Annotated in this window: 19 protein-coding genes; 6 read left to right on the top strand and 13 right to left on the bottom strand. The window is 57.2% G+C overall.

The genetic code is table 11. The annotated features are described in order from the left end of the window. Window positions 1-150 precede the first annotated feature (150 nt). Window positions 151-384 carry a DUF2554 family protein gene (locus SK62_RS10470; protein WP_015570548.1) on the top strand — a complete coding sequence of 78 codons (234 nt, stop codon included), beginning with the start codon at window positions 151-153 and terminating at the stop codon, window positions 382-384. Here SK62_RS10470 and SK62_RS10475 read toward each other — a convergent pair. Further along, complete coding sequence (locus tag SK62_RS10475; protein ID WP_047719567.1) at window positions 381-2,345, bottom strand: peptidase U32 family protein; 1,965 nt, start codon at window positions 2,343-2,345, stop codon at window positions 381-383. The two genes, SK62_RS10470 and SK62_RS10475, sit on opposite strands and share 4 nt — an antisense overlap. Before the next feature lie 80 nt (window positions 2,346-2,425). Continuing rightward, window positions 2,426-2,953 (bottom strand): helix-turn-helix domain-containing protein, encoded by a 528-nt coding sequence (locus SK62_RS10480; protein WP_015570550.1) that lies wholly within the window; start codon window positions 2,951-2,953, stop codon window positions 2,426-2,428. Window positions 2,954-3,045: 92 nt separating this feature from the next. Here SK62_RS10480 and SK62_RS10485 point away from each other — a divergent pair, with 92 nt between their 5' ends. Beyond that, a complete protein-coding gene (locus SK62_RS10485) occupies window positions 3,046-4,212 on the top strand; it encodes a benzoate/H(+) symporter BenE family transporter (RefSeq protein ID WP_047719568.1) in 1,167 nt (388 codons plus the stop codon). Here SK62_RS10485 and SK62_RS10490 read toward each other — a convergent pair. After that, entirely contained in the window at window positions 4,192-5,064 is an 873-nt protein-coding gene (locus tag SK62_RS10490) for a helix-turn-helix domain-containing protein (protein WP_006810606.1), read from the bottom strand. The genes SK62_RS10485 and SK62_RS10490 overlap by 21 nt on opposite strands. Window positions 5,065-5,238: 174 nt before the next feature. Between SK62_RS10490 and SK62_RS10495 the strand changes: the two genes are divergently transcribed. Beyond that, window positions 5,239-6,135, top strand: a complete 897-nt coding sequence (locus SK62_RS10495; protein ID WP_047719569.1) for a DMT family transporter — start codon at window positions 5,239-5,241, stop codon at window positions 6,133-6,135. A gap of 33 nt (window positions 6,136-6,168) precedes the next feature. Here the strand turns inward: SK62_RS10495 and SK62_RS10500 are convergent, their stop codons facing one another. Beyond that, window positions 6,169-6,843: a DUF3313 domain-containing protein gene (locus tag SK62_RS10500; RefSeq protein ID WP_015570552.1), complete on the bottom strand. Its 675-nt coding sequence runs from the start codon at window positions 6,841-6,843 to the stop codon at window positions 6,169-6,171. Between the two features lie 134 nt (window positions 6,844-6,977). Beyond that, entirely contained in the window at window positions 6,978-8,573 is a 1,596-nt protein-coding gene (locus tag SK62_RS10505; RefSeq protein WP_047719570.1) for an ABC transporter substrate-binding protein, read from the bottom strand. Window positions 8,574-8,684: 111 nt separating this feature from the next. Between SK62_RS10505 and pepT the strand changes: the two genes are divergently transcribed. Next, window positions 8,685-9,914, top strand: coding sequence for a peptidase T (gene pepT / locus SK62_RS10510; RefSeq protein WP_045906708.1), 1,230 nt, complete (start codon window positions 8,685-8,687; stop codon window positions 9,912-9,914). On the opposite strand, the gene tehB is transcribed toward pepT, so the two are convergent. Then, window positions 9,911-10,504 carry a tellurite resistance methyltransferase TehB gene (gene tehB / locus SK62_RS10515; RefSeq protein WP_047719571.1) on the bottom strand — a complete coding sequence of 198 codons (594 nt, stop codon included), beginning with the start codon at window positions 10,502-10,504 and terminating at the stop codon, window positions 9,911-9,913. The two genes, pepT and tehB, sit on opposite strands and share 4 nt — an antisense overlap. Continuing rightward, on the bottom strand, window positions 10,504-11,499 hold the full coding sequence (gene tehA, locus SK62_RS10520; RefSeq protein ID WP_047719572.1) for a dicarboxylate transporter/tellurite-resistance protein TehA: 996 nt from the start codon (window positions 11,497-11,499) through the stop codon (window positions 10,504-10,506). Before tehA ends, tehB begins: the two co-directional genes overlap by 1 nt. A gap of 121 nt (window positions 11,500-11,620) precedes the next feature. Between tehA and ydcK the strand changes: the two genes are divergently transcribed. Next, the gene (gene ydcK, locus SK62_RS10525; protein WP_047719573.1) at window positions 11,621-12,601 is read left to right on the top strand and encodes a YdcK family protein; all 981 of its coding nucleotides are present in this window, start codon (window positions 11,621-11,623) and stop codon (window positions 12,599-12,601) included. On the opposite strand, the gene rimL is transcribed toward ydcK, so the two are convergent. The 4 genes from rimL to SK62_RS10545 all read right to left on the bottom strand — a co-directional run bounded on the left by rimL (window position 12,596) and on the right by SK62_RS10545 (window position 17,070). Next, a complete protein-coding gene (gene rimL / locus SK62_RS10530) occupies window positions 12,596-13,135 on the bottom strand; it encodes a 50S ribosomal protein L7/L12-serine acetyltransferase (protein ID WP_032653529.1) in 540 nt (179 codons plus the stop codon). The genes ydcK and rimL overlap by 6 nt on opposite strands. A 95-nt stretch (window positions 13,136-13,230) precedes the next feature. Further along, window positions 13,231-14,886, bottom strand: coding sequence for a glucan biosynthesis protein D (locus SK62_RS10535; RefSeq protein WP_017384001.1), 1,656 nt, complete (start codon window positions 14,884-14,886; stop codon window positions 13,231-13,233). A 230-nt stretch (window positions 14,887-15,116) separates the two neighbouring features. Next, window positions 15,117-15,890, bottom strand: a complete 774-nt coding sequence (locus tag SK62_RS10540) for an ABC transporter substrate-binding protein (RefSeq protein ID WP_015570559.1) — start codon at window positions 15,888-15,890, stop codon at window positions 15,117-15,119. Window positions 15,891-15,900: 10 nt separating this feature from the next. After that, window positions 15,901-17,070, bottom strand: coding sequence for a pyridoxal phosphate-dependent aminotransferase (locus SK62_RS10545; protein WP_047719574.1), 1,170 nt, complete (start codon window positions 17,068-17,070; stop codon window positions 15,901-15,903). Window positions 17,071-17,183: 113 nt separating this feature from the next. Between SK62_RS10545 and SK62_RS10550 the strand changes: the two genes are divergently transcribed. Continuing rightward, window positions 17,184-18,026, top strand: coding sequence for a LysR family transcriptional regulator (locus SK62_RS10550; protein WP_047719575.1), 843 nt, complete (start codon window positions 17,184-17,186; stop codon window positions 18,024-18,026). Here the strand turns inward: SK62_RS10550 and SK62_RS10555 are convergent. Beyond that, window positions 18,013-19,518, bottom strand: a complete 1,506-nt coding sequence (locus SK62_RS10555) for a carboxylesterase/lipase family protein (RefSeq protein ID WP_017384004.1) — start codon at window positions 19,516-19,518, stop codon at window positions 18,013-18,015. The genes SK62_RS10550 and SK62_RS10555 overlap by 14 nt on opposite strands. 42 nt (window positions 19,519-19,560) lie before the next feature. After that, complete coding sequence (locus SK62_RS10560; RefSeq protein WP_017384005.1) at window positions 19,561-20,904, bottom strand: 2-oxoadipate dioxygenase/decarboxylase HglS; 1,344 nt, start codon at window positions 20,902-20,904, stop codon at window positions 19,561-19,563. Window positions 20,905-21,014: the final 110 nt, after the last annotated feature.

Raw genomic sequence — 21,014 nt, forward strand, 5'->3', positions numbered from 1 at the left:
AACGGCGATATTGCTTTTAAGAATAGTCTTAAGTGAGTTTTATTGCGACCACAATTTTTGACAGTCTATTTTCTCAAATTTAAACAGTCGAATAATTACTCTATGAAATTATCCCTACGATGACCGTAGCGTATTTTCAGGGGATAAAGGATGTTCAGAAAAGAATTTTCGCTACTGCTGGTGATTAGCGCCCTGTTCTCAGGGCAGATTATGGCGGAGCACAAAGGGCATGAATTTGTGTATGTGAAAAACGCCGACCATCAGCTTCGTCATGAAGCTGACAGCGACGAGTTACGCAGCGCGGCTGAGGAGTCTGCGGAGGGGTTGCGCGAGCACCATGCCTGGCAGAAATCGCGCAAACCGGATACCCACTCTGCGGGTTAGCTGCCTTTACGCTTCGGCAGGGTCTTCATCAAATCGTCAGGGCTGACGGAGGCCACAATGCTTCCCGGAGGCGGCATTTTGAAGATGTGATTCTTCATCTTGCCGATAACGTGCATTTCACACGGACGGCAGTCAAACTTCAGCGTCAGCACTTCATCGCCATTCACCAGCTGCATCGGCGTCGCTTTCCAGCTTTTAATATTGCCTTTCGCCTGTTTCGGACAAAGGTTAAAGGCAAACCGCAGGCAGTGTTTGGTGATCATCACCGGCACATCGCCCTTCTCTTCATGCGCTTCATACGCGGCGTCAATCAGCTGCACGCCGTGACGATGGTAAAACGCACGCGCTTTGTGGTTGTAAACGTTCGCGAGGAACGAGAGATGCGTGTCCGGGTAGACCGGCGCAGGCACCGTTTCGGCCTTACGGCTGCCGCGCGGATAGTTTGCCAGCCGTGCTTCATCCAGCATCTCTGCCGTTTCACGGCGGAACTGGTTCAGCAGGCTGTTCGGCACGAACAGCGCGTCCGGCAGATTCACCTCAATATTGCGCGCGTAATAAATGGTCTGCCCCAGCTTCGCCACGCCATCCTTGAGGTTGCTAAGCGCTTTCTCCGCATTGTTCGCCACCTCGAACAGGCCGTCGAGCGTATGCGTCACGCTGATACCGTCTTCGCAGGTCATGGTCAGGATCAGCTGCTCTTCCCAGCCCCCCAGCGCGATATCCACCGCAATGCGGCGCTCGCTGGAGGTCTTGAGCAAGGCCTGCTGCCAGTTGTGATCCAGGTTACGGTTAAGCGCTGCATTAGGACGGGCTTTGTAGAGATCGGCAGGCATTTCGTTCGGCCAGACGCGATAGCGATTTTCGCCGGTTTTCTCCACCGTATTGGCGCGGAAACCCACTACTTCACGTTTGATCATCACGTTGAGACCATCGCCGTTCGCCAGCGGCTCTGTAACCTGAACGTCAAGATGATCTTTCGCCACTTTCAGCACTTCACCCACCGGTAAACCGATAAACTTCGGTGAATCGAACGCGCCAATATCCCCTTTACGGGCATTCACGAAATAGTCCGTGCTGCCGCGGTGGAAGGTCTTGTCCGTCGACGGAATAAAGAAATGCTCTGTACGACCGGCGGACGCGCGCGCCAGGTCACCGCGATCGTCGATGATGGCATCCAGCATCTGACGATAATGGGCGGTGATATTTTTCACGTAGCTCATGTCCTTGTAGCGCCCTTCAATTTTGAAGGAGCGTACACCGGCATCGATCAGCGCGCCGAGGTTGGCCGTCTGATCGTTATCTTTCATCGACAGCAGGTGTTTTTCGAATGCCACCACGCGGCCCTGATCGTCTTTCAGGGTATAAGGCAGACGGCAGGCCTGAGAGCAGTCGCCCCGGTTAGCGCTGCGCCCCGTCTGGGCGTGAGAGATATTACACTGCCCGGAATACGCCACACACAGCGCACCGTGGATAAAGAATTCAATGGTCGCGTCGGTCGCCTGGTGGATATCGCGGATCTGGTTCAGGTTCAGCTCGCGCGCCAGAACAATCTGCGTAAACCCGACGTCCGAAAGAAACTTCGCCTTCTCAACAGTGCGGATATCGCACTGGGTGCTGGCATGCAGCTCAATCGGCGGGATATCCAGTTCCATAACGCCCATATCCTGAACGATCAGGGCGTCAACGCCGGTCTGGTAGAGATCGGTAATAAGACGCTGCGCGGGCTCAAGCTCATCATCATGAAGAATGGTGTTCAGGGTCACGAACACCTTCGCCCCGAAACGGTGGGCGAACGGGACCAGCTCGGCAATGTCGCGCAGGCTGTTGCTGGCGTTATGACGGGCACCGAAGCCAGGGCCGCCAATGTAGACGGCATCTGCTCCGTGAAGAATGGCTTCACGGGCAATGGCGGCGTCGCGGGCCGGGCTTAGCAGTTCAAGATGATGGGAGTGCAGGCGCATACTTCGTCGTTATCCGTTATGGTCAAAATGGCGGCTATTGTAGTCAGAAGTCTGTGCCAGTGAAACCGTTTTGCGACGCTTTAGCGGGGATAATGGATCAGAGAGTGAAAATGCACCGTCCGGGCGCTGCTGTTGCGGTACGCGTGCGGTTTATCGCCGGCAAAACGCACGCCGGAATCAGCGTATAGCGTGCGCCAGACACCGTCAATCTGCATGTCCAGCTCACCGCTTATCACCACCACGTGCTCGATCACCCCGGCTTCGTGCGGCGTGGACTCACTCAGCGCGCCGGGCGAGAGAGTAATGGAGAAATGGTCGAACTTAAGCTGCTCATCCCAGGGGAAAAGCGGTTTCACCACCATCGCCTGCTGCTGCGGATCGAACACCGCCTGCGGTTCGCTTTCTGGAGTGATAAACGCCGAAAAAGGTACGTTCAGCCCGGTGGCAATTTTCCACAAGGTAGAGACCGTCGGGCTGGACTCATTGCGTTCGATTTGCCCAAGCATCGCTTTCGACACGCCCGTCTCTTCCGCCAGTTTCGACAGGCTCCAGCCCCGCGCCTGACGCAGCGCTTTCAGTGTGGTTGCCAGGTGTTGAGTGATATCCATAGTTCCTCCCGTTGCGGCAAAGCATACCACTTGTACGCTATAGCGCACAGTGATACCTTATCCCGGACGTTATAACGCACAACGGAGTTTCCATGCGATCGACTGCCTCTCTCTTTCCTGCCGTGCTGGCCGGTTTTGTTGCCGTGCTGGTGGGCTATGCCAGCTCTGCCGCCATTATCTGGCAGGCGGCTGCGGCGGCTGGCGCCAGTACACAGCAAATCGCCGGATGGATGACCGCGCTGGGGCTCGGGATGGGGATCAGCACGCTGGCATTGTCGTGGTGGTATAAAGCCCCGGTGCTGACCGCCTGGTCGACGCCCGGCGCGGCGCTGCTCGCCACCAGCCTGCAAGGCGTGACGCTGGCGGAAACCATCGGGGTATTTATATTCGCGAATGCGCTGATTCTGCTGTGCGGTGTCACCGGCCTGTTTGCCCGGTTGATGAAACTGATCCCGCACTCGCTTGCCGCCGCTATGCTGGCGGGCGTGCTGTTACAGTTTGGCCTGAAGGCATTTAGCAATCTTGAGGGACATATTTTTCTTTGCGGCAGTATGCTGGCCGCCTGGCTGGTGGCCAAAGCCGTCGCGCCCCGCTACGCCATTGTCGCCACGCTGCTGGTGGGCGTGTTCGTGGCCTGGGCCGGAGGTGACGTTGTCACGGACAGGATGACGTTATCGGTCATCATGCCGGAATTCATTGCCCCTGCGTTCACCATCACCAGCCTGATCAGTATCGGCTTACCCTTCTTCCTGGTGACCATGGCGTCGCAGAATGCGCCCGGCTTCGCCACCATGCAGGCATCGGGCTATCCGCTGGCGGTCTCACCGCTGATCGTTGCCACCGGCGGGCTGGCGCTGCTGTTATCCCCCTTCGGCGTTTATTCTATATGCATCGCCGCCATCACTGCCGCCATCTGCCAGAGCCCGGACGCCCATCCGGATGCCAGTAAACGCTGGCTGGCCGCGGCGGCGGCAGGCGGGTTTTATCTGCTGGCGGGGGTGTTCGGCGGGTCGATTTCCGGGCTGATGGCCGCCCTGCCGCTGAGCGGCATCCAGACGCTGGCCGGGCTGGCCCTGCTCGGCACTATCAGCGGCAGCTTGTATCAGGCACTGAACCATGAAGCAGAGCGCGACGCGGCGATCGTTACCTTCCTGATGACCGCCAGCGGCGTCACGCTCCTGGGAATTGGCTCCGCCTTCTGGGGCCTGGTGCTGGGTGGGATCTGTTACGCCGTCTTCTCACGCCTTCGCCGCGCGTAGCTGTGACGGCGTGATGCCGGTCATACTGCGAAAACGGTTACTGAAATGGCTGGCGGAGTTAAATCCGCAGGCCAGCGCGATGTCGGTGAGCGGCGTGGTCGTGTGCTGCACCAGCGCTTTGGCCTTCTCCATGCGGCGCTGCATGACATACTGATGCGGCGCCAGCCCCATCGACTGGCGGAACATCCGCGCAAAGTGATACTCACTGAGTGCGGCCTGGCCCGCCAGTTCCGCCAGCGTTAAGGGTTGCGCCAGGTTTTCCTCGATAAAGGCCAGCACGTTGCGCAGTACAAACGGCGATAACCCGCCGGTCACCACCGGCAGCTTCCACTGTACGCTGGAATAGTGCTGGACCAAATGCGTCAGCAATAAGGTCGACGCGGTGCTCAGGGTGAGCTGATTGGCGTTTTGCTGCCAGTCGCAGCCGAGCAAAAACTGGCGATAAAGGGCGGTGATTTTCGGATCGCTGCCGAAGATTTTTTCCTCGAGCGTCAGCGATAGCGGTCGTTTATCCCAGATTTTCTCCCCCACATCCCGCAGGTGTTCATCGGTGCAGTAAAGGTGCACGAACGACAGGTCGTCACGAATATCCCATGTGGATTCGCTCTCTTCCGGCATCAGACAAAAACGGTCCGGCCCGCCGCCATTTTTCCAGCCACCCGGCGTTTTTTGATAGCTTTCATAACCATCCGCCACGTACAGGCTAAGGGTGTGATGGTTGCTTTTCACGGTGATCGTGTCGTGCTTGTTGTACCACGCCGCCAGTTGAATGCCAGTATTGAGCGCGACGGTTTCCCGCAGCACTGCATTTTGTTGGCGTAACGTTTCAAAGGTGTCGTAAACGAGAGACATGGCCGTAAACAGGTGATTAATCAGACTGTCAGTCTAAGAAGTGTTGCAGCCTGTTACCAGCCATCGCGCGAGAAAAAAGCGCAAGAATTTGCAAGTCCGGCGCAAGACGATGAAAGCCGGGCCCCCCTTCTTTCGCCACACTGTTGTTTTTCGCGGTATGAGAAGAGAGACACCATGAACGCATTACTCTATGGGCTGGTCGTTGTGATCTGGGGCACGACCTGGATCGCCATTTTTTTGCAACAGGGGCCGGTTGCAGCGCCGGTCTCCATTTTCTGGCGCTTCGCCGTGGCCAGCGCCACGATGATGATCGTCCTGGTCGCCCTTCGCCGCCTGCGCAGGCTGGCGCTGCGGGATCATCTCTACTGCATGCTTCAGGGCTGCTGCGTTTTCTGTTTCAACTTCTGGTGCTTTTACACCGCCGCCGCCCATATCAATACCGGCCTTGAGTCGGTGATTTTCTCGATGGCCGTGCTGTATAACGCCATCAACAGCTTTATCTTCTTCGGCCAGCGCCCACCCGCACGCTTCTGGACGGCGGCAGCGCTGGGGCTTATCGGGATCATTACCCTTTTCTGGAACGATCTGCTCGCCAGCGGCTGGAGCGCGTCGTTGCTTACGGGCATCGGGCTTTCCGCCCTCGGCACCTACGGCTTCTCGCTGGGGAATATGATCAGCATGCGTCATCAGCGAAACGGGCTGGAAACTATGACCACCAACGCCTGGGCGATGCTGTATGGCACCGTCGTGATGGGCTTTATCGCCCTCTTCAGGGGCGATAGCTTTATGCCGGAATGGACGGTGAGCTATATGGGGGCGCTGCTCTATCTTGCGCTGTTTGGCTCGGTGATTGCCTTCGGCGCCTACTTTACGCTGGTAGGCCGCATTGGTCCCGGTAAAGCCGCGTACAGCACCCTGCTGTTCCCGCTGGTGGCGCTGTCGATTTCAACGGTGTACGAGGGTTACGTGTGGCATCTCAACGGGATCGTCGGCCTGCTGTTGATACTGGGGGGAAATATGGTGATGTTTACGAAGCCGGAAACCTGGTTCCGCCGCCTCCGGACGGCATAAAAAAACGGCCTGCGAAAATGCAGGCCGTTTTTATTATTTTGTTGTCTGATGGACATCAAACATGGTGGCATCCGTCGCCATGTCATCCACAACCTGCTTCAGGGTGCCGAAGCCCATCGGCGTATTCTCGTTCGCCAGCTCTTTCCCTTCACCCTTACGAACAACCTTAATCACCGGTTTGTTCGTGGCCGCATCGATTAACTCACCTTCGAAGAACAGATGCGTATCCATGGTGCGATGGCCCGTTGCCATCTGCGTACCCGCCACCAGCAGCGCCACAGGCACCACTTCATAGAACTGCAAACCTTCTTTGTCTGAGCTCACACCGGTAATGGCGCCGCGGAAGATCAGGCTATGTTTGCCCGGCGTCGTCACAATCGGCTTACGCTGACCAATCGCGGTTTTCAGTTTGGTATTGGTATAATTCAACAGCTCATCAAGCGTTTTTTGCCCAAGCTGAGTGGTCGGTTTTGGCGTCGGATAATAGGTTATCGGGGTCCAGATAATGCTGTCGTAATTCGCCTCATTATAGGACGGGTCAACCCAACGCAGGGTTGGCTTCCCGGTTGCAGATTTCATCTCCTGCAAGCCTGAGTAATCTTTTAAAAAGCCTGAATATTGATCGGGGGCTGCGACTTTGGACGCACAGCCTGAAAGGGCCAACAGACCAGAAAGCACTGCAACTTTAAAAAAAGTGTGAGTACGCATGATGGTATTCCATGTTATCTGCAAGTATGCACTTGAAGTTATAACAAAAAACCGGGCGATGTGTTGTGGCAAAAAATGACGAAGACAGCACAAATAGCGAAAAAACTGCCCGACCGAAACCGGGCAGTGAAATATTACTCCTTCAGGTCCACTTGCCAGAACAGGTGTTTGCCGAAGGGATCGATTTCATAGCCCGTGACCTCTTTACGGACTGGCTCAAAAATCGTCGAGTGGGCAATCATTACCGCCGGCATTTGATCGTGCATCATCTGCTGCGCCTGCTTGTACAGCGCCACGCGTTTATCGCGATCGGTTATCGATTTGGCTTCGGCAATCAGGTTATCAAACGGCTTATAGCACCATTTGGCCGAGTTCGACCCGCCGTTGGCGGACGTACAGGTAAACAGCGGGCCGAAGAAGTTATCCGGATCTCCCGTCGCCGTTGTCCAGCCCATCAGCGCGGCCTGATGCTCCCCGCCCTTCACGCGCTTCAGGTATTCGCCCCATTCGTAGGTCACGATTTTGGTCTGCACGCCCACTTTCGCCCAGTCCGCCTGGATCATCTCCGCCATACGCTTTGCGTTCGGGTTATACGGCCGCTGCACGGGCATGGCCCATAGATCGATGCTTACGCCGTTGGCAAATCCCGCCTCCTTTAGCAGCGCTTTCGCTTTTTCTGGATCGTAATCGTAGTCTTTCAGCTCGCTGTCGGCACTCCAGACGCCAGGCGGCAGCAGGTTTTTCGCCGCCGTGCCGGTGCCGTGGAACACCGCCTCAATGATGGCCGGTTTGTTAATCGCCATCGCCAGCGCCTGGCGCACTTTTACGTTATCCAGCGGCGGCTTTTGCGTGTTAAACGCCAGGAAACCGGTATTCAGACCGGCCTTGCTCATCAGGTTGATGTCTTTGTTAGCCTTCATACGCGGCAGGTCCGCCGGATTCGGGAACGGCATCACCTGGCACTCATTCTTCTCGACTTTGGCAAAACGCACCGAGGCGTCCGGCGTGATGGTGAACACCAGACGATCCAGCTTCGATTTTCCCTGCCAGTAGTCAGGGAAAGCGGTGAAGAGGATGCGGGAATCCTTCTGATATTGCGCCAGCTTAAACGGCCCGGTGCCAATCGGCTGCATATCGACCTTTTCTGGCGTGCCCGCTTTCAGCATGGCATCGGCATACTCCGCCGACAGAATGGAGGCAAAGTACCACGCCAGATCAGCGACAAACGGCGCTTCCGGATGCGCCAGGGTGAAGCGCACGGTGCGATCGTCAACTTTATCAATGGCGGTAATCAGGCTGCCGAACTCCAGACTTTCGAAGTTGGAATAACTGCCGTTGGAGACGTTATGGTAGGGATGATTCACATCTTTCTGGCGCATAAACGAGAAAATCACGTCGTCCGCGTTGAAGTCGCGCGTCGGCGTGAACAGCTTATTACTGTGGAATTTCACCCCTTTGCGCAGGTGGAAGGTGTAGATCTTGCCATCCTCGCTGACCTCCCAGCTTTCCGCCAGACTCGGCACCAGTTCGGTAGTGCCCGGTTTGAAATCGACCAGACGGTTATAAACCGGTACGGCGCTGGCGTCCACGCTGGTCCCCGACGTATAGAGCTGAGGATTGAAATTTTCCGGCGATCCTTCGGAGCAATACACCAGCGTTTTTGCCGCGACGGTGGAACTGACCGTCAGTGCAGCAAGCGCCAGCGTTATCATTGTGAATGTGCTTTTCATCATTTATTCCTGTCTTTTTAATTCGACGGCTAATTACTTCTTTTGCCATTTCATAAATAACATTAAAGTGATGGCGCAAACACATGAAAAATAAATACAGAAGGAAACACTATGGGCTCAGAACTCTCCAGACAATTAACCCAACGCTTTTTCCGCTATCTCGCCATCACCAGCCAGAGCGACCCGAAAGTCAAAACCCTGCCCTCCACCCCGGGTCAGCACGACATGGCGCGGGAGCTGGCGAAGGAGCTGAAAACGCTGGGGTTAGATGATATTGTGATAGATGAGTTCGCCACCGTTACCGCCGTGAAAAAAGGCAATGTTCCCGGCGCGCCGCGGATTGGTTTTATTACCCATATCGACACCGTCGACGTCGGTTTATCCCCGGATATTCATCCACAAATATTAACGTTTACGGGGAATGATCTCTGCCTGAATAAAGAGAAAGATATTTGGCTGCGCGTAAATGAGCACCCGGAAATTCTGGCTTATCCCGATGAGGAGATTATTTTCAGCGACGGAACCAGCGTATTAGGCGCAGATAATAAAGCGGCCGTCACCGTGGTCATGACGGTGCTGGAAAACCTCACCGCTGAACATAAGCATGGCGATATTGTGGTGGCGTTTGTACCCGATGAAGAGATTGGCCTGTGTGGCGCGAAAGCGCTGGATTTAAAGCGCTTCGACGTCGATTTTGCCTGGACCATCGACTGCTGCGAGCTGGGGGAGATTGTTTACGAGAACTTTAACGCGGCGGCGGCTGAAATTCGCTTTACCGGCGTCACGGCTCACCCGATGTCCGCCAAAGGGGTGCTGGTCAATCCGCTGCTGATGGCAACGGATTTCATCAGCCATTTCGATCGCCGGCAAACCCCGGAATGCACCGAGGGGCGCGAAGGTTATATCTGGTTTAACGGCATCCAGGCCGGGCAGAACGAAGCGATACTGAAAGCCAATATTCGTGATTTTGACAAAGATGGTTTCGCCGCCCGCAAGCAGCACATTGCCGATGTGGCGGCGCAAATAGCCGCGCAGCATCCCACGGCAAACGTGGAATACCGCATTGAGGATACCTACAGCAATATCAGCAATGCGATTGGCGAAGACCGCCGCGCGATCGACCTGATGTTCGAGGCGATGGAGTCGCTCGGCATCACCCCAAAACCGATCCCCATGCGCGGTGGCACGGACGGGGCGGCCCTGTCAGCCAAAGGCCTGCTCACCCCGAACTTCTTCACCGGCGCCCATAACTTCCACTCGAAGTTTGAGTTTTTACCGCTGTCGTCGTTCGAGGCCTCCTGTCGCACTGCCCTGCAACTCTGTCTGCTGGCCGCGCGTTAAGCGGGCTTGCGTGCGAGCAGAGTGGCGAAGCGTAGCTTGATACGGTTCCCGTTGGCATCGGTACGGTGGAGTTCCCCCACCTCTTCGTTGTACTTGATCAGCTCCCAGCCTTCGTAGTAGTTGCTCAGTTCACCGGTTTTGAAGGCAAACGGGAAGCCGACTGTGCACGGATAATCCTCCGTATCCATGGCAGCAACGATCAGGTTATAGCCGCCTGCTCTGGTGCAACGCTGCATATTGGCGATAAGACCAGGGATGGTATTCGCTTCGAGGAACATCAACACGACGGTGGAAAGAATAAAGTCGTATTCGCCGTCAAAGGTCAGGTTGTTCAGATCCTTAATCGCCGTTTCAAGATTCGCGATCCCTTCCGCCGCCTTAATGCGCTCGATGTTATCGATGCTCATCGGGTTTTTATCCCACGCCGTCACGTCATAGCCGTTGGCCGCGAGGTAGAGGCTGTTGCGGCCATTTCCGCAACCCAGATCGAGCGTTTTACCCGGCTTAACAATGTCCGCGCTGAGCAGCACCTCTGAGTGCGTGCGGGTCAGCCCATATTTCTCAGTAAAGTAGTTTTCATCGACAGTCATTATTTTTCCTCAGATTGCATAAGCAGTGCCTTATCAGCGCGCACCAGAAGTTTGCCCTGCATCAGCAAGATAAAAGTACGGACCAGCAGCATCGCGATGATGACGTTGGTGAAAATAAACAGGGGAACCGCGAGGGCATGAAAGAACCCTGACGGACTGCTCTGCCCCAGATGTAAACCGGTGGTCGCCAGCGCCGACACCCCGAACGAGAAGCTCCAGAACGACGCGTTGAACGGCTGCGACAGATACCACGGCATCAGACGCAGCATAAACAGGAGTTGCAACAGGCCATAGCCGAAAAGCATTTTGGCGAAGGTGTCCGCTTCGCCGCCGTTGACGCTAAACCAGGCGCTACAGGCCACCAGGGCAGGCGCAAGCTGGATACCGAGCGAGGTACGAAGGGCAGCGGGCAGTTCGCCCGCGCTGCGCAGGCGTTGCAAAATGACCGGCTCCAGGCTCAGCCAGGAAAAGACCCCGGCACCAAGGAACACCAGCCCCGCGTCGTGGAAGCCTAGCGCACCGCAGGCCATCGCGCTGATAAAATTGTTCGCTACCGTCGGCAGATACAGTCCCGGCGTCGTGGCTTCTTCCGGATGCTTGCCGCGCCACAGCCCGGCGCTTTGCCAGGCGGCATACGCAAGCTGGATCACCACGCCCACGCTAAACAACCCCAGCGCCAGCGGGCGATACCACGGCACAAAGCCGATGGCCACCAGCAGCGTTGTGGCAGGAAACAGGCTGACAAAACTGCTCATTACCGAATGCCGCATCTCGGCCAGCACGCTATGTGGAAACCGTACCGCACGGGTAAGAAACGCCACGCTCAGAAGGAACCAGATCGCCACCGCCAGCGCCACCAGGATCTCGCCCGGCCAGCGCGTCACCGGCCAGATGGTGCCGGCGTAACGCCAGGCGAACCCCATGCCTATGGTTCCGAGGACCATACCGAAATACCCGGCGGGCAAGTTAAGAACGCGTTGGTTTTGGTTATGCATTTTTTTTAAACTTTAAAATGTATTTTAAATGCCATTTTAAGGGGTTTCCTGAGCGGACGCCAGCACTTCGAAAAACCAAAACTTTGCTACGTTTATTGAAAGGCTTTTCAGGGATAACACGATGACAAAATATCGGCTTAGCAATGAAACGCGTCTCTGGCGCTGGCAGGACGGATCAACGCCGTGCACAACGCCTCTCAGACAAATTATTGCCGTGAAGGATTTTAACGATGTGACCAGCGGGACTAAAGGCGGTTGGGTTGAGGATGAACACGCGCTCGCCCAGGACGGGGATTGCTGGGTTTACGATGAAAACAGCGTGGTGTTTGCCGGGGCCAGGATATCCGGTAACGCCCGCCTCACCCAACCCTGCATCGTAAGCCATCGCGCACACGTTGGCGGCAACGGCTGGCTTGACGCGGCAGAGGTGAGTCACGGGGCGGTAATAAGTGACAACGTCACCATTCAGCACTCCACCGTACGCGGGGAATGCCGTATCGCGGATGATGCGCGGGTGCTGCATAACAGCCTGGTGATTGCAGCCAAAGGGCTGACACCCGACCGTGAGCAGATCCTGCAAATCTATGACAGAGCCACGGTCAGCCAGTCACGTATTGTGCATCAGGCGCAAATCTACGGCGATGCCATGGTGACCTGGGCCTTTGTTGAGCACCGCGCCGAGGTGTTCGATCGCGCCATTATTGAGGGCAACGCGCTGAATAACGTCTGGGTGTGCGACTGCGCCAAAGTGTACGGCAACGCCCGTCTGCTGGCCGGTCTGGAGGATGATGCCATCCCGACCGTGCGGTACAGTTCACAGGTCGCGGAAAACGCCCTCGTCGAAGGCAACTGCGTCATTAAACACCACGTATTAATAGGCGGCGAGGCGTGGTTACGCGGCGGGCCGATCCTGATTGATGACAAAGTGGTCATTCAGGGGCGGGCGCGTATCAGCGGCGATGTCCTGATTGAGCATCAGGTGGAAATAACGGACGATGCGGTTATCGAGGCGCTGGAGGGTGAAAGCATTCACGTCCGGGGAGCCAAAGTGATCAACGGCGACACGCGGATCACCCGGACGCCGCTGCTGGGGGCGCTATAGCGGGAAGATTCTGGCGTACAGGTTCACGTCATCGTAGCGACCGTTGAGCATTTCCGCTTCCCGCAAACAACCTTCCAGCGTGAAACCGTTGCGCTGCGCCACCCGGTTACTGCTCTGGTTATCCACGCGACACTTGATCACAAAACGGCGGATCTCGCCGCGCTCAACGTAATAGCGCATAAACGCCTGGAGCGCCTGAGAAAGAATACCCTGCCCCTGATGCGCCTCGTCAAGCCAGTAGCCGATATACCCGGCCTTATTCGCAGGCTCGATCGCGTTGAAGGAGAGCACGCCCACCAATTCGTCATTCATAAAAATCAGGAACATTTTGGCGTAACCGCGCTGGTGCAACATCTGGTTGCTCTGCACGTTGCGGCGCGTGTCCTCTTCGCTGCCGACATGCTGCGCCCAGTCAAAGGCGGTTTGCAGCCAGGTTTTGTTTTTGATTACGAGGTTATGCAGATCGGTGGTATAGCGCTCTTCGACGGCGCGAAGCTCGATTTCCTGGTTAACGGGGATGATTTCTGAAGACATGGTGCCTCTTAATTGCCGGGTGGCGCTAACGCTTACCCGGCCTACAAATGCGTCCGGAGCAGGCCGGGTCGCCACCCGGCACAAACCCAGTAGGACTAGCGCATGATCCGGTCGTCAACGTAGTTACGTTTGTCCGGCGCGGGCGGGAAGTACTGGTACAGCCAGGTCTCGCTGATGGCATCGCCCTGACACCGCAGGAACAGGCGCATATCCACCGGCTCGGTGGAGTCAGAGGTTGGATACCAGTCAAACAGAATGCGATATCCGTCGAACGGCTCGACGTAGAGGATCTCCACCTGCTTCGCTTCACCGCTGGACAGGGTGATCACCGGCTCAATGCCCTTCGGTGCGGCGGCCTTCAGATCGCCCCCGACGAAATCAATGGCAAAGCGACGGGCCCACACTTTCGGGTAATTTTCACCCGGCGCCCAGCCCTCCGGGAAGCCTCCCATACCGGTACGGGTGGCGTAGACGTTTGCCAGCGGGGAACGCACCGGCGGCTGCGCGCTCCAGTAGAGACGGTATTTGAAGTCCAGCTCATCACCCGCCTGCACCGGTTTCTCTGGCTGCCAGAAGCAGACCACGTTATCGAGCGTCTCGCCGGTTGTCGGGATCTCCATCAGGGCAATGGAACCTTTCCCCCAGTTGTTGCGCGGCTCGACCCACAGGCTTGGTCGCTTGTTATACCAGCCCATGACGTCCTGGTAATGGGAGAAGTCACGGTCAAGCTGCAACAAACCAAAGCCCTTCGGGTTTTTATCCAGGTAGGCGTTAAATTGCAGCTTTTGCGGGTTGTTCAGCGGCCGGCAGATCCACTCCCCGTTACCGCGCCACATCGCCAGGCGGTCTGAATCGTGGATCTGCGGATGAATGGTGTCGCACATGCGGCGTTCGTTGTTGCCGCAGCTAAACATGCTGGTCATTGGCGAGATGCCGAGCTGCTTGATGTCTTTGCGCGCATAGAGATGGTTTTCGACGTCCATGATCACCTGGCTCTTCTCACAGTGGATCACAAACTTATAGGCACCGGTAATGCTCGGGCTGTCCAGCAGCGCATAGACGGTAAAGGTGGTATCACCCGGCTTCACGGTTTCAAACCAGAAGGAGGTGAAATCCGGGAACTCTTCCGGGGTGTCGGTAAAGGTATCCACCGCCAGACCACGCGCAGAGAGGCCGTACTGGTAGGTATCATCCACCGCGCGGAAGTAGCTCGCGCCCAGGAACGAAACGATATCGCGTCGCGCCAGCTCCGGCGCTTTAAAGACGCGGAATCCGGCGAAGCCGAGGTCGCTCTGCCCTTCAAGCTGGCGGGTATCCACGCCCGTATCGCCGTAGCTGAACAGCTCAGGCCGGAAGTGGATCTCACGCGCCTGAGAGGTGGTTTGATCCAGCGAGAACATGCGCACGCGGCGGCGGAACCCCATCCCCATATGGAAGAACTGGGCGTCCAGCTGACGGCCTTCAATGTTATTCCACAACGACTGCTTCTCATCGTAACGGATGGCGTTGTACGCCTGCGGCGTCATGGTGGCCAGCGTTTCCGGCAGCGGACGCGGCGCACCGCCCCACGCGGTTTTCGCCAGATCGTGCGCCATGGATTGCAGAACAGAGAAGTCAAAGCGACGGCTCTGACCGTCGGCAATGTCGGAGTCAGCAGCATACGCCGCCTGGGAAAACAGAGAAGCAAGGCCAGAAGTGCCGCTCAGGGCAGCCATTGCCAGGGAACCTTTGAGAAAACGTCTGCGATTCATGCCTGAGAAAACGTCCTTATGGTCGTGTGAATGAGTTTCGCGCGCAGCGAAATGACGGCAAGAAAGAACGCACAGCCTAAACAAAAACGGTTAAGAATCCAATTGTTGGCGGGTGATTATCTGAACAAACCGAGAAATATTTTCTGTCGACCAGAACGGCCTGAAAAAGGGGTAAAGTTATGTATAAAAGTGTCCCGGCTGGACATCAACAGCCGGGACCAACGAGGCGGTTATTTTACGCTGACATCGATACCCGGGAAGTACTTATCAGCCAGTTTAGCGATCGTGCCGTCGGCACGTACTTTATCAATTGCGGCATCAAGCTGCTTTTTGGTGGCCTCATCCCCCTTACGCAGCCCAAAGCCGATCCCACTGCCGAGGATGGTGTCGTCCGACACCGGTTTGCCGATAAAGCCAAACCCTTTACCCTGCGGCTTACTGAGGAAACCTGCCTGCCCGGCCGCTGACATGACCAGCGAGGCATCGATGCGGCCATTCAGCAGATCTCCCCAGGCCATATTCTGATCTTTATAAGACACCACGGTGACACCGTGCTTTTCCCAGTGCTCTTTGGCGTAAGTTTCCTGAATTGAACCCTGAAGAACGCCGATGGTTTTGCCCTTCAGCCCTTCGGGGGTAGCCTCTACCGCAGAACCGGCTTTGCCCACCAGCTGTGAGGGAATGCGATAGATGGGCTGGGTGAAATCAATGCTTTTGCGACGCTGTTCGGTGATGTTCATCGCCGAGTTTATGGCGTCGAACTTTTTCGCCACCAGACCGGGGATCAACGCATCAAACGAGGTTTCAACCCAGCTGCACTTCAGCGCGGCGGCTTTACAGATGGCATTTCCCAGCTCTATGTCAAACCCTTCCAGCTCCCCTGACGCATTGCGGCTTTCAAACGGCGGATATTCCGCTTCCAGCCCGTATCGCAACTCGGTAGCGGCAAACGACGAGAATGAACACAACAGTCCCATGCCGACAACTAACGCGCGTAATTTCATCTCAAATTCCTTAACGTGGTGTAACCCGACAAAGGGCCTGGGCACCTGCCCTTAACGTCGCCTCATCTTTCGCAAAAGAGAGACGGATTAACTTATTGTCCGTGCCATCGGCATAAAACGCCGACAGCGGAATGGTGGCAACCCCGCATTCGACAATCAGCCTTTTCACCATCTCGCTGTCGCGCTCGTCGCTAAAGCCGCTGTAATCCGCCAGCAGGAAGAACGAACCGGCACTTGGTAGCAGCCTGAACGGTGAGTCGGCGAGCAAACTTTGCAGCAGATCGCGCTTGCGCTGATAAAACGCCGCCAGCGACAGCCAGGTTTGCGGATCGGTCATGTGTTCGGCAAACGCGTACTGCATCGGCGTATCGGCCGAGAACATTAAAAATTGATGGACTTTACATATCTCATCCATCAGCTCCGCGGGTGCCACACAATAACCCACGCGCCAGCCGGTGACGTGATAGGTTTTTCCGAAAGAAGAAATAATCACGCTGCGCTCCGCCAGCTGCGGGTGCGTCGCCATTCCGTGGTGCGGTTCGCCATCAAAAACGACGTGCTCGTACACTTCGTCAGACAAAATGATGATGTCGGTGTGGCGCGTCAGCGCTGCCAGCTGGTGCAGATCGGCGGCTGAAAACACCTGCCCGCTCGGGTTGTGCGGCGTATTGACGATGATCATCCGCGTGCGCGGGGTAATAGCCGCCCGTACTTCATCCCAGTTCACGGCAAAATCCGGTACCGTCAGCTTAATGGCGATCGGCATCGCCCCTTGCAGACGCACAATCGGCGCATAGCTGTCAAAGGAAGGCTCGAAATAGATCACCTCATCCCCAGGATGAACCAGCCCGCTGATGGCTGAGTAAAGCCCTTCGCTGGCGCTGGCGGTCACCAGTACCTCACTCGCCGGGTCATAGCGCGTGCCATAGAGCGTGGCAATTTTGTCCGCAATGCGCTCCCTGAGCGGTTGCAGCCCGGTCATGGAGGCGTACTGGTTATGCCCTGCCTCCATGGCGCGGGTCACGCCGGTGATAAGTTTTGGGTCGCAGGAAAAATTCGGCGCACCCTGAGAAAGGTTGATGGCGTTATGCCGGGCTGAAAGCTGGCCGATAACGGTAAAAATGGTGGTTCCTACATCGGGCAATTTGGATCGTGTCTGCACCGGCGTTTTCAAAGTCATCCTCTGTCCCTTCTCGTGGTGAATGCATAACTATTCAAACAACAACTTCATTGCCGGGACAATCGAATTGTTGTCATAATAGCCATGACAAAAACGCATAGCTAAGGTGAGATATGTCGCGTCGTTCATTTCCGCTCAATGCCGTAGAGACGTTCATCGTGACCGCGCGTCACCTGAATCTTACCCATGCTGCCAGGGAGCTTTGTCTGACGCAGGGGGCGGTAAGCCGCAAAATCGCCTCGCTGGAAAGCTGGTTCGGCTTCCCGCTGTTCGAGCGCCATGCGCGCGGCCTGCGTCTCTCCTCTCAGGGAAGCGCCCTGCTGCCGGAGCTGCAATCTGCGTTTGAGCACCTGCTGAACGTTGCTGAACAGGCGCGAACGCACCAGACCGTTATTCGTCTGAAAGCGCCTACCTGCGCGATGCGCTGGCTGGTGCCGCGTCTGCTACAGGTGGAGCACGAACAGCCGGAACTCCAGATTGCGCTGACCACCACCACCGATCATAACGTCAATTTCAAAACCGAATCCTGTGACGCGGCGATTGTGTTTGGGACACACATGAGCGCCGGCGATCTGCTGTTCGAAGAGGCCTTAACCCCGGTGATGAGCCCGGTACGGGCCGGTTCTGCGCTGGAAACTCTCACCTTCCTTCACCCCACGCGGGACAAAACGGACTGGACGCTGTGGCTGGCGAAACAGCCGGGTCCGCCGCCAGCTATGCTCAAAAATCAACACTTCGAAACCATGGATCTGGCCATTACCGCCGCCATTCAGGGGCTGGGCATCGCCATCGCGGATGAAACACTGGTGGAGGAGGACGTGCGCGCCGGACGGCTGATGCGGCCTTTTGACACAAGCATAAAGACGGGGGCGAGCTACCGGCTGGTATTACGCGACGCACCCGGCCCGGAAAACGGACTGGATGCGTTTCGCGCCTGTTTGCTCAGTCGAGGCTGACGTGGTGTTTCATCACCCGTTTGAAGAGGCTCATACGGGCACGCATGAAGCGGTTTTCAAGCCGAAAACCTGCATGTTTATTCACACCAATACGTAACAGCACGTCCCGCCCTTTCCGGCAGGCGGGCCAGCGCGTGGGCCCTGCCAGGCTATCGCGTGCCCCCGCATCCCGGGCGAAGCTCACCCAGTAGTCCGCCACCTGAGCGGCGAAGGCCAGATCGCGTTCATTTACATACTGCCGCGAGGGTTCCACCTGTCCAAGGGTATCGAACACGTAGGGCACTTCGTTGCCGTGCCAGGCGCCGTTGATGTACGTCGCGTGCTCCGCTTCAGCCACATAATCAAACCAGTATCGCCAGCACAGGCCGCCCGCCCGCTGCTGCGCCTGCATCACCACGTATCCCATGGTAGTGAAGGCCATGTCGCGGCATACCTGCCTGCCAAGTTCCTCATCGCCCTTCACGCCAGGATAAAGCAGCTTAATCAGCCCCAGGCCAAAGCGCCGCTCGCGGCGAAGCTTCTGGATCTGCCCGGCCAGATCGACCCCGAACACCGACATCACGCTGGCTTCGTCGCTGTTTGACCCAATCATCACCGGTACAGGATGCTGGCGGGCCGCGAAGAAAACGTCGAGCATGGCCTCAGGCAAAACGCAATCCCCCACGATGGGCGCAGGGGCGATATTCAGCGGCGAGGTCAGCGGCCAGAACGCCTCAGGCGGGATCGCGCGAAGCTGTTCAGCGGTGGCATTTTGCAGGCCGAAATGGGCGGCAATCGCTTCGCCTTTGTGCATGGCCTGCCCGCGTGGGGTGTCGGGCAGCGTGTACCCGCTTTGCACAATGGCTTTATGGAACAGTCCTCGCGCAAGCGGAGAGGCCATCAGCGACAGCACGCTGCGCGCGCCGGCCGACTCGCCAAATACGGTGATGTTCTCAGGATCGCCGCCGAACGCGGCGATGTTATCGCGCACCCATTCCAGGGCCTGGATCTGATCGAGCAGCGCAAAGTTATGCACCACGCGCTCTTCTTCCCCCTCCAGCGCCGGATGGGCAAAAAAGCCGAGGTGTCCGAGACGGTAATTGATCGTCACCACCACCGTGCCGCGCTTCGCCAGCGCCCTGCCGTTATACGGAGGCAGCCCGCCAGCGCCGAGGGTAAATCCTCCGCCGTGCAGCCAGACCATCACCGGAAGCGGATCGGCGCGTGCGACTGGCGACCAGACGTTAAGGTACAGGCAGTCTTCAGAGAACTGGCCGGGATCGCCGCCACCCAGCTCCTGACAGCTTTCGCTGCTCTGCCAGCTGGAGGCGGAGAACGCCGTCGCCGGACGTACGCCATCCCAGCGCGCGGGAGGACGCGGGGAGCGCCACCGCCACTGGCCTACGGGCGGTGCCGCATAGGGAATGCCGCACCACACGTGAGTATCGCCTTCAGTAAAACCAATCAGTGCGCCCTGGCGCGTTTCAACCACAGGGGCGGAGGGATTTTCCATACCAACCTTCTTTTTCCATCACACCCTTGCAGAGTAACGGTTTCAGAGCAAACCGCAACGCTGTTTGCTGCGCGCTTCCGCCTCCTCGTAAAGCGAAAACTCGTCGTAAACCGCACAGCCGAGCGCGGCTTCGAAAGCATTGCGGCTGGCATTGCCATGGCTGCGCGCCTGCGTTTCATTGCCAAGATTCGACTGGAAGATCCCCGCCGCACTGACGGGCAGAAAATCCTCGTAGGTGATGGGCTGTGCCACAACCCAGCCGCGTTCGATCAGCGGCTGCGGATCGTCGCCGGGACGAAATGCGTGGCGATGCGCCTCACCTGTCGGGGTCAGACGGTAGCGGAAATAAGCCAGCCGCTGACGGCGCAGGAACATTTCGCTGTCCGGGAAGGCGCTGAAGATCTCGCGCAGGTGAAGCTGGTGGGTCAGGTTGTCTTTGCCGGTCCCGGCCTGGTTTAACAGACTGTCGTACAGCTCGCGCCCTTTCGGCGTAAGGGCCACGCCGCGCTGCTCAATCTCACCGAAACGCGCGGTATGGGTGCCCTTGTGTTCTCCCGCGAAAAGCACCGGCTCCTCCAGCGCCTTAAAGCTGGTCTGGCGCAGGAGGATCGGCACCTCGCGGCGCGGCGGGCCTTCAATCAGAATTTTCGGCTCAATGCCGTACTTCGGCATTAGCTCCTGCACCCGGTCGATATCCAGCGTGCGCGGCGTGAGATGGTTGATATGGCACCCCGGGAAACAGACCACGTCGGCAATCAGGCGATGTTCGTTGCTCAGCGCCAGATAGGTTTCCTGATCGACCGTCGCATGGCGATGCCAGCGGAAGGTTTCCAGGGCTTCCTGCACAAATTCGCGCGCCTGTGCCTCAGTAAAGTGTCCCTGCGCATCATGCAGGTCGATCAGTTCCAGGCAGCGCGGCGTAAAGATGTTGCGCCGGGAGAGGATCTCCGCCGCCCTTTCGCGCAGCGCAACGTTTTCAATCAGCTCAAGGCGCAGCAGCGAGGTAAAAATGCGAAACGGATTACGGCAGAGCGCCGCATCGTCTGTCGGACGAAACGCCGTCGAGTGGACGGGCACGCCCGCCTGGGAGAGATCGTAATAGCTGACCGGGTACATGCCCATAATGGCGAAGATCCGGCGCAGGGTGGAAAGCTCCTGCGCGGTGCCAACGCGGATCGCACCGTGACGTTCAACATTCAGGCGCGCCAGTTCGTCTGCGTTTGCCAGTTGTTCATGTAAAAGTGGGTTATTTTCCAGAACCGCCAGGTTAACGTCCGCCACCAGTTCCAGCAAGGTGCCGTACTGCGGAACTTCCTGCTGGTACATCGCCGACATAGCCTGCGAAAAGTGTTCCCGAATATCATCAGCCGTGATGGTGTTCGCCATGATGTCATGCCTCCAGTGAATACTACCTGGAGTGTAGAGAAGCCCGTTCCTTTCGTTGGGAAGAATTTACGAATTGTGATCCAGGCAGACCAGTGGTCAAAGCGTGGGCA

The sequence above is a fragment of the Enterobacter sp. BIDMC109 genome (assembly GCF_001037885.1).
Lineage (GTDB): Bacteria > Pseudomonadota > Gammaproteobacteria > Enterobacterales > Enterobacteriaceae > Enterobacter > Enterobacter hormaechei_C.

Coding starts and splice junctions, on each gene's coding strand:
- SK62_RS10470 (WP_015570548.1), top strand. CDS start 151: ATGTTCAGAAAAGAATTTTCGCTACTGCTGGTGATTAGCGCCCTGTTC.
- SK62_RS10475 (WP_047719567.1), bottom strand. CDS start 2,345: ATGCGCCTGCACTCCCATCATCTTGAACTGCTAAGCCCGGCCCGCGAC.
- SK62_RS10480 (WP_015570550.1), bottom strand. CDS start 2,953: ATGGATATCACTCAACACCTGGCAACCACACTGAAAGCGCTGCGTCAG.
- SK62_RS10485 (WP_047719568.1), top strand. CDS start 3,046: ATGCGATCGACTGCCTCTCTCTTTCCTGCCGTGCTGGCCGGTTTTGTT.
- SK62_RS10490 (WP_006810606.1), bottom strand. CDS start 5,064: ATGTCTCTCGTTTACGACACCTTTGAAACGTTACGCCAACAAAATGCA.
- SK62_RS10495 (WP_047719569.1), top strand. CDS start 5,239: ATGAACGCATTACTCTATGGGCTGGTCGTTGTGATCTGGGGCACGACC.
- SK62_RS10500 (WP_015570552.1), bottom strand. CDS start 6,843: ATGCGTACTCACACTTTTTTTAAAGTTGCAGTGCTTTCTGGTCTGTTG.
- SK62_RS10505 (WP_047719570.1), bottom strand. CDS start 8,573: ATGAAAAGCACATTCACAATGATAACGCTGGCGCTTGCTGCACTGACG.
- pepT (WP_045906708.1), top strand. CDS start 8,685: ATGGGCTCAGAACTCTCCAGACAATTAACCCAACGCTTTTTCCGCTAT.
- tehB (WP_047719571.1), bottom strand. CDS start 10,504: ATGACTGTCGATGAAAACTACTTTACTGAGAAATATGGGCTGACCCGC.
- tehA (WP_047719572.1), bottom strand. CDS start 11,499: ATGCATAACCAAAACCAACGCGTTCTTAACTTGCCCGCCGGGTATTTC.
- ydcK (WP_047719573.1), top strand. CDS start 11,621: ATGACAAAATATCGGCTTAGCAATGAAACGCGTCTCTGGCGCTGGCAG.
- rimL (WP_032653529.1), bottom strand. CDS start 13,135: ATGTCTTCAGAAATCATCCCCGTTAACCAGGAAATCGAGCTTCGCGCC.
- SK62_RS10535 (WP_017384001.1), bottom strand. CDS start 14,886: ATGAATCGCAGACGTTTTCTCAAAGGTTCCCTGGCAATGGCTGCCCTG.
- SK62_RS10540 (WP_015570559.1), bottom strand. CDS start 15,890: ATGAAATTACGCGCGTTAGTTGTCGGCATGGGACTGTTGTGTTCATTC.
- SK62_RS10545 (WP_047719574.1), bottom strand. CDS start 17,070: ATGACTTTGAAAACGCCGGTGCAGACACGATCCAAATTGCCCGATGTA.
- SK62_RS10550 (WP_047719575.1), top strand. CDS start 17,184: ATGTCGCGTCGTTCATTTCCGCTCAATGCCGTAGAGACGTTCATCGTG.
- SK62_RS10555 (WP_017384004.1), bottom strand. CDS start 19,518: ATGGAAAATCCCTCCGCCCCTGTGGTTGAAACGCGCCAGGGCGCACTG.
- SK62_RS10560 (WP_017384005.1), bottom strand. CDS start 20,904: ATGGCGAACACCATCACGGCTGATGATATTCGGGAACACTTTTCGCAG.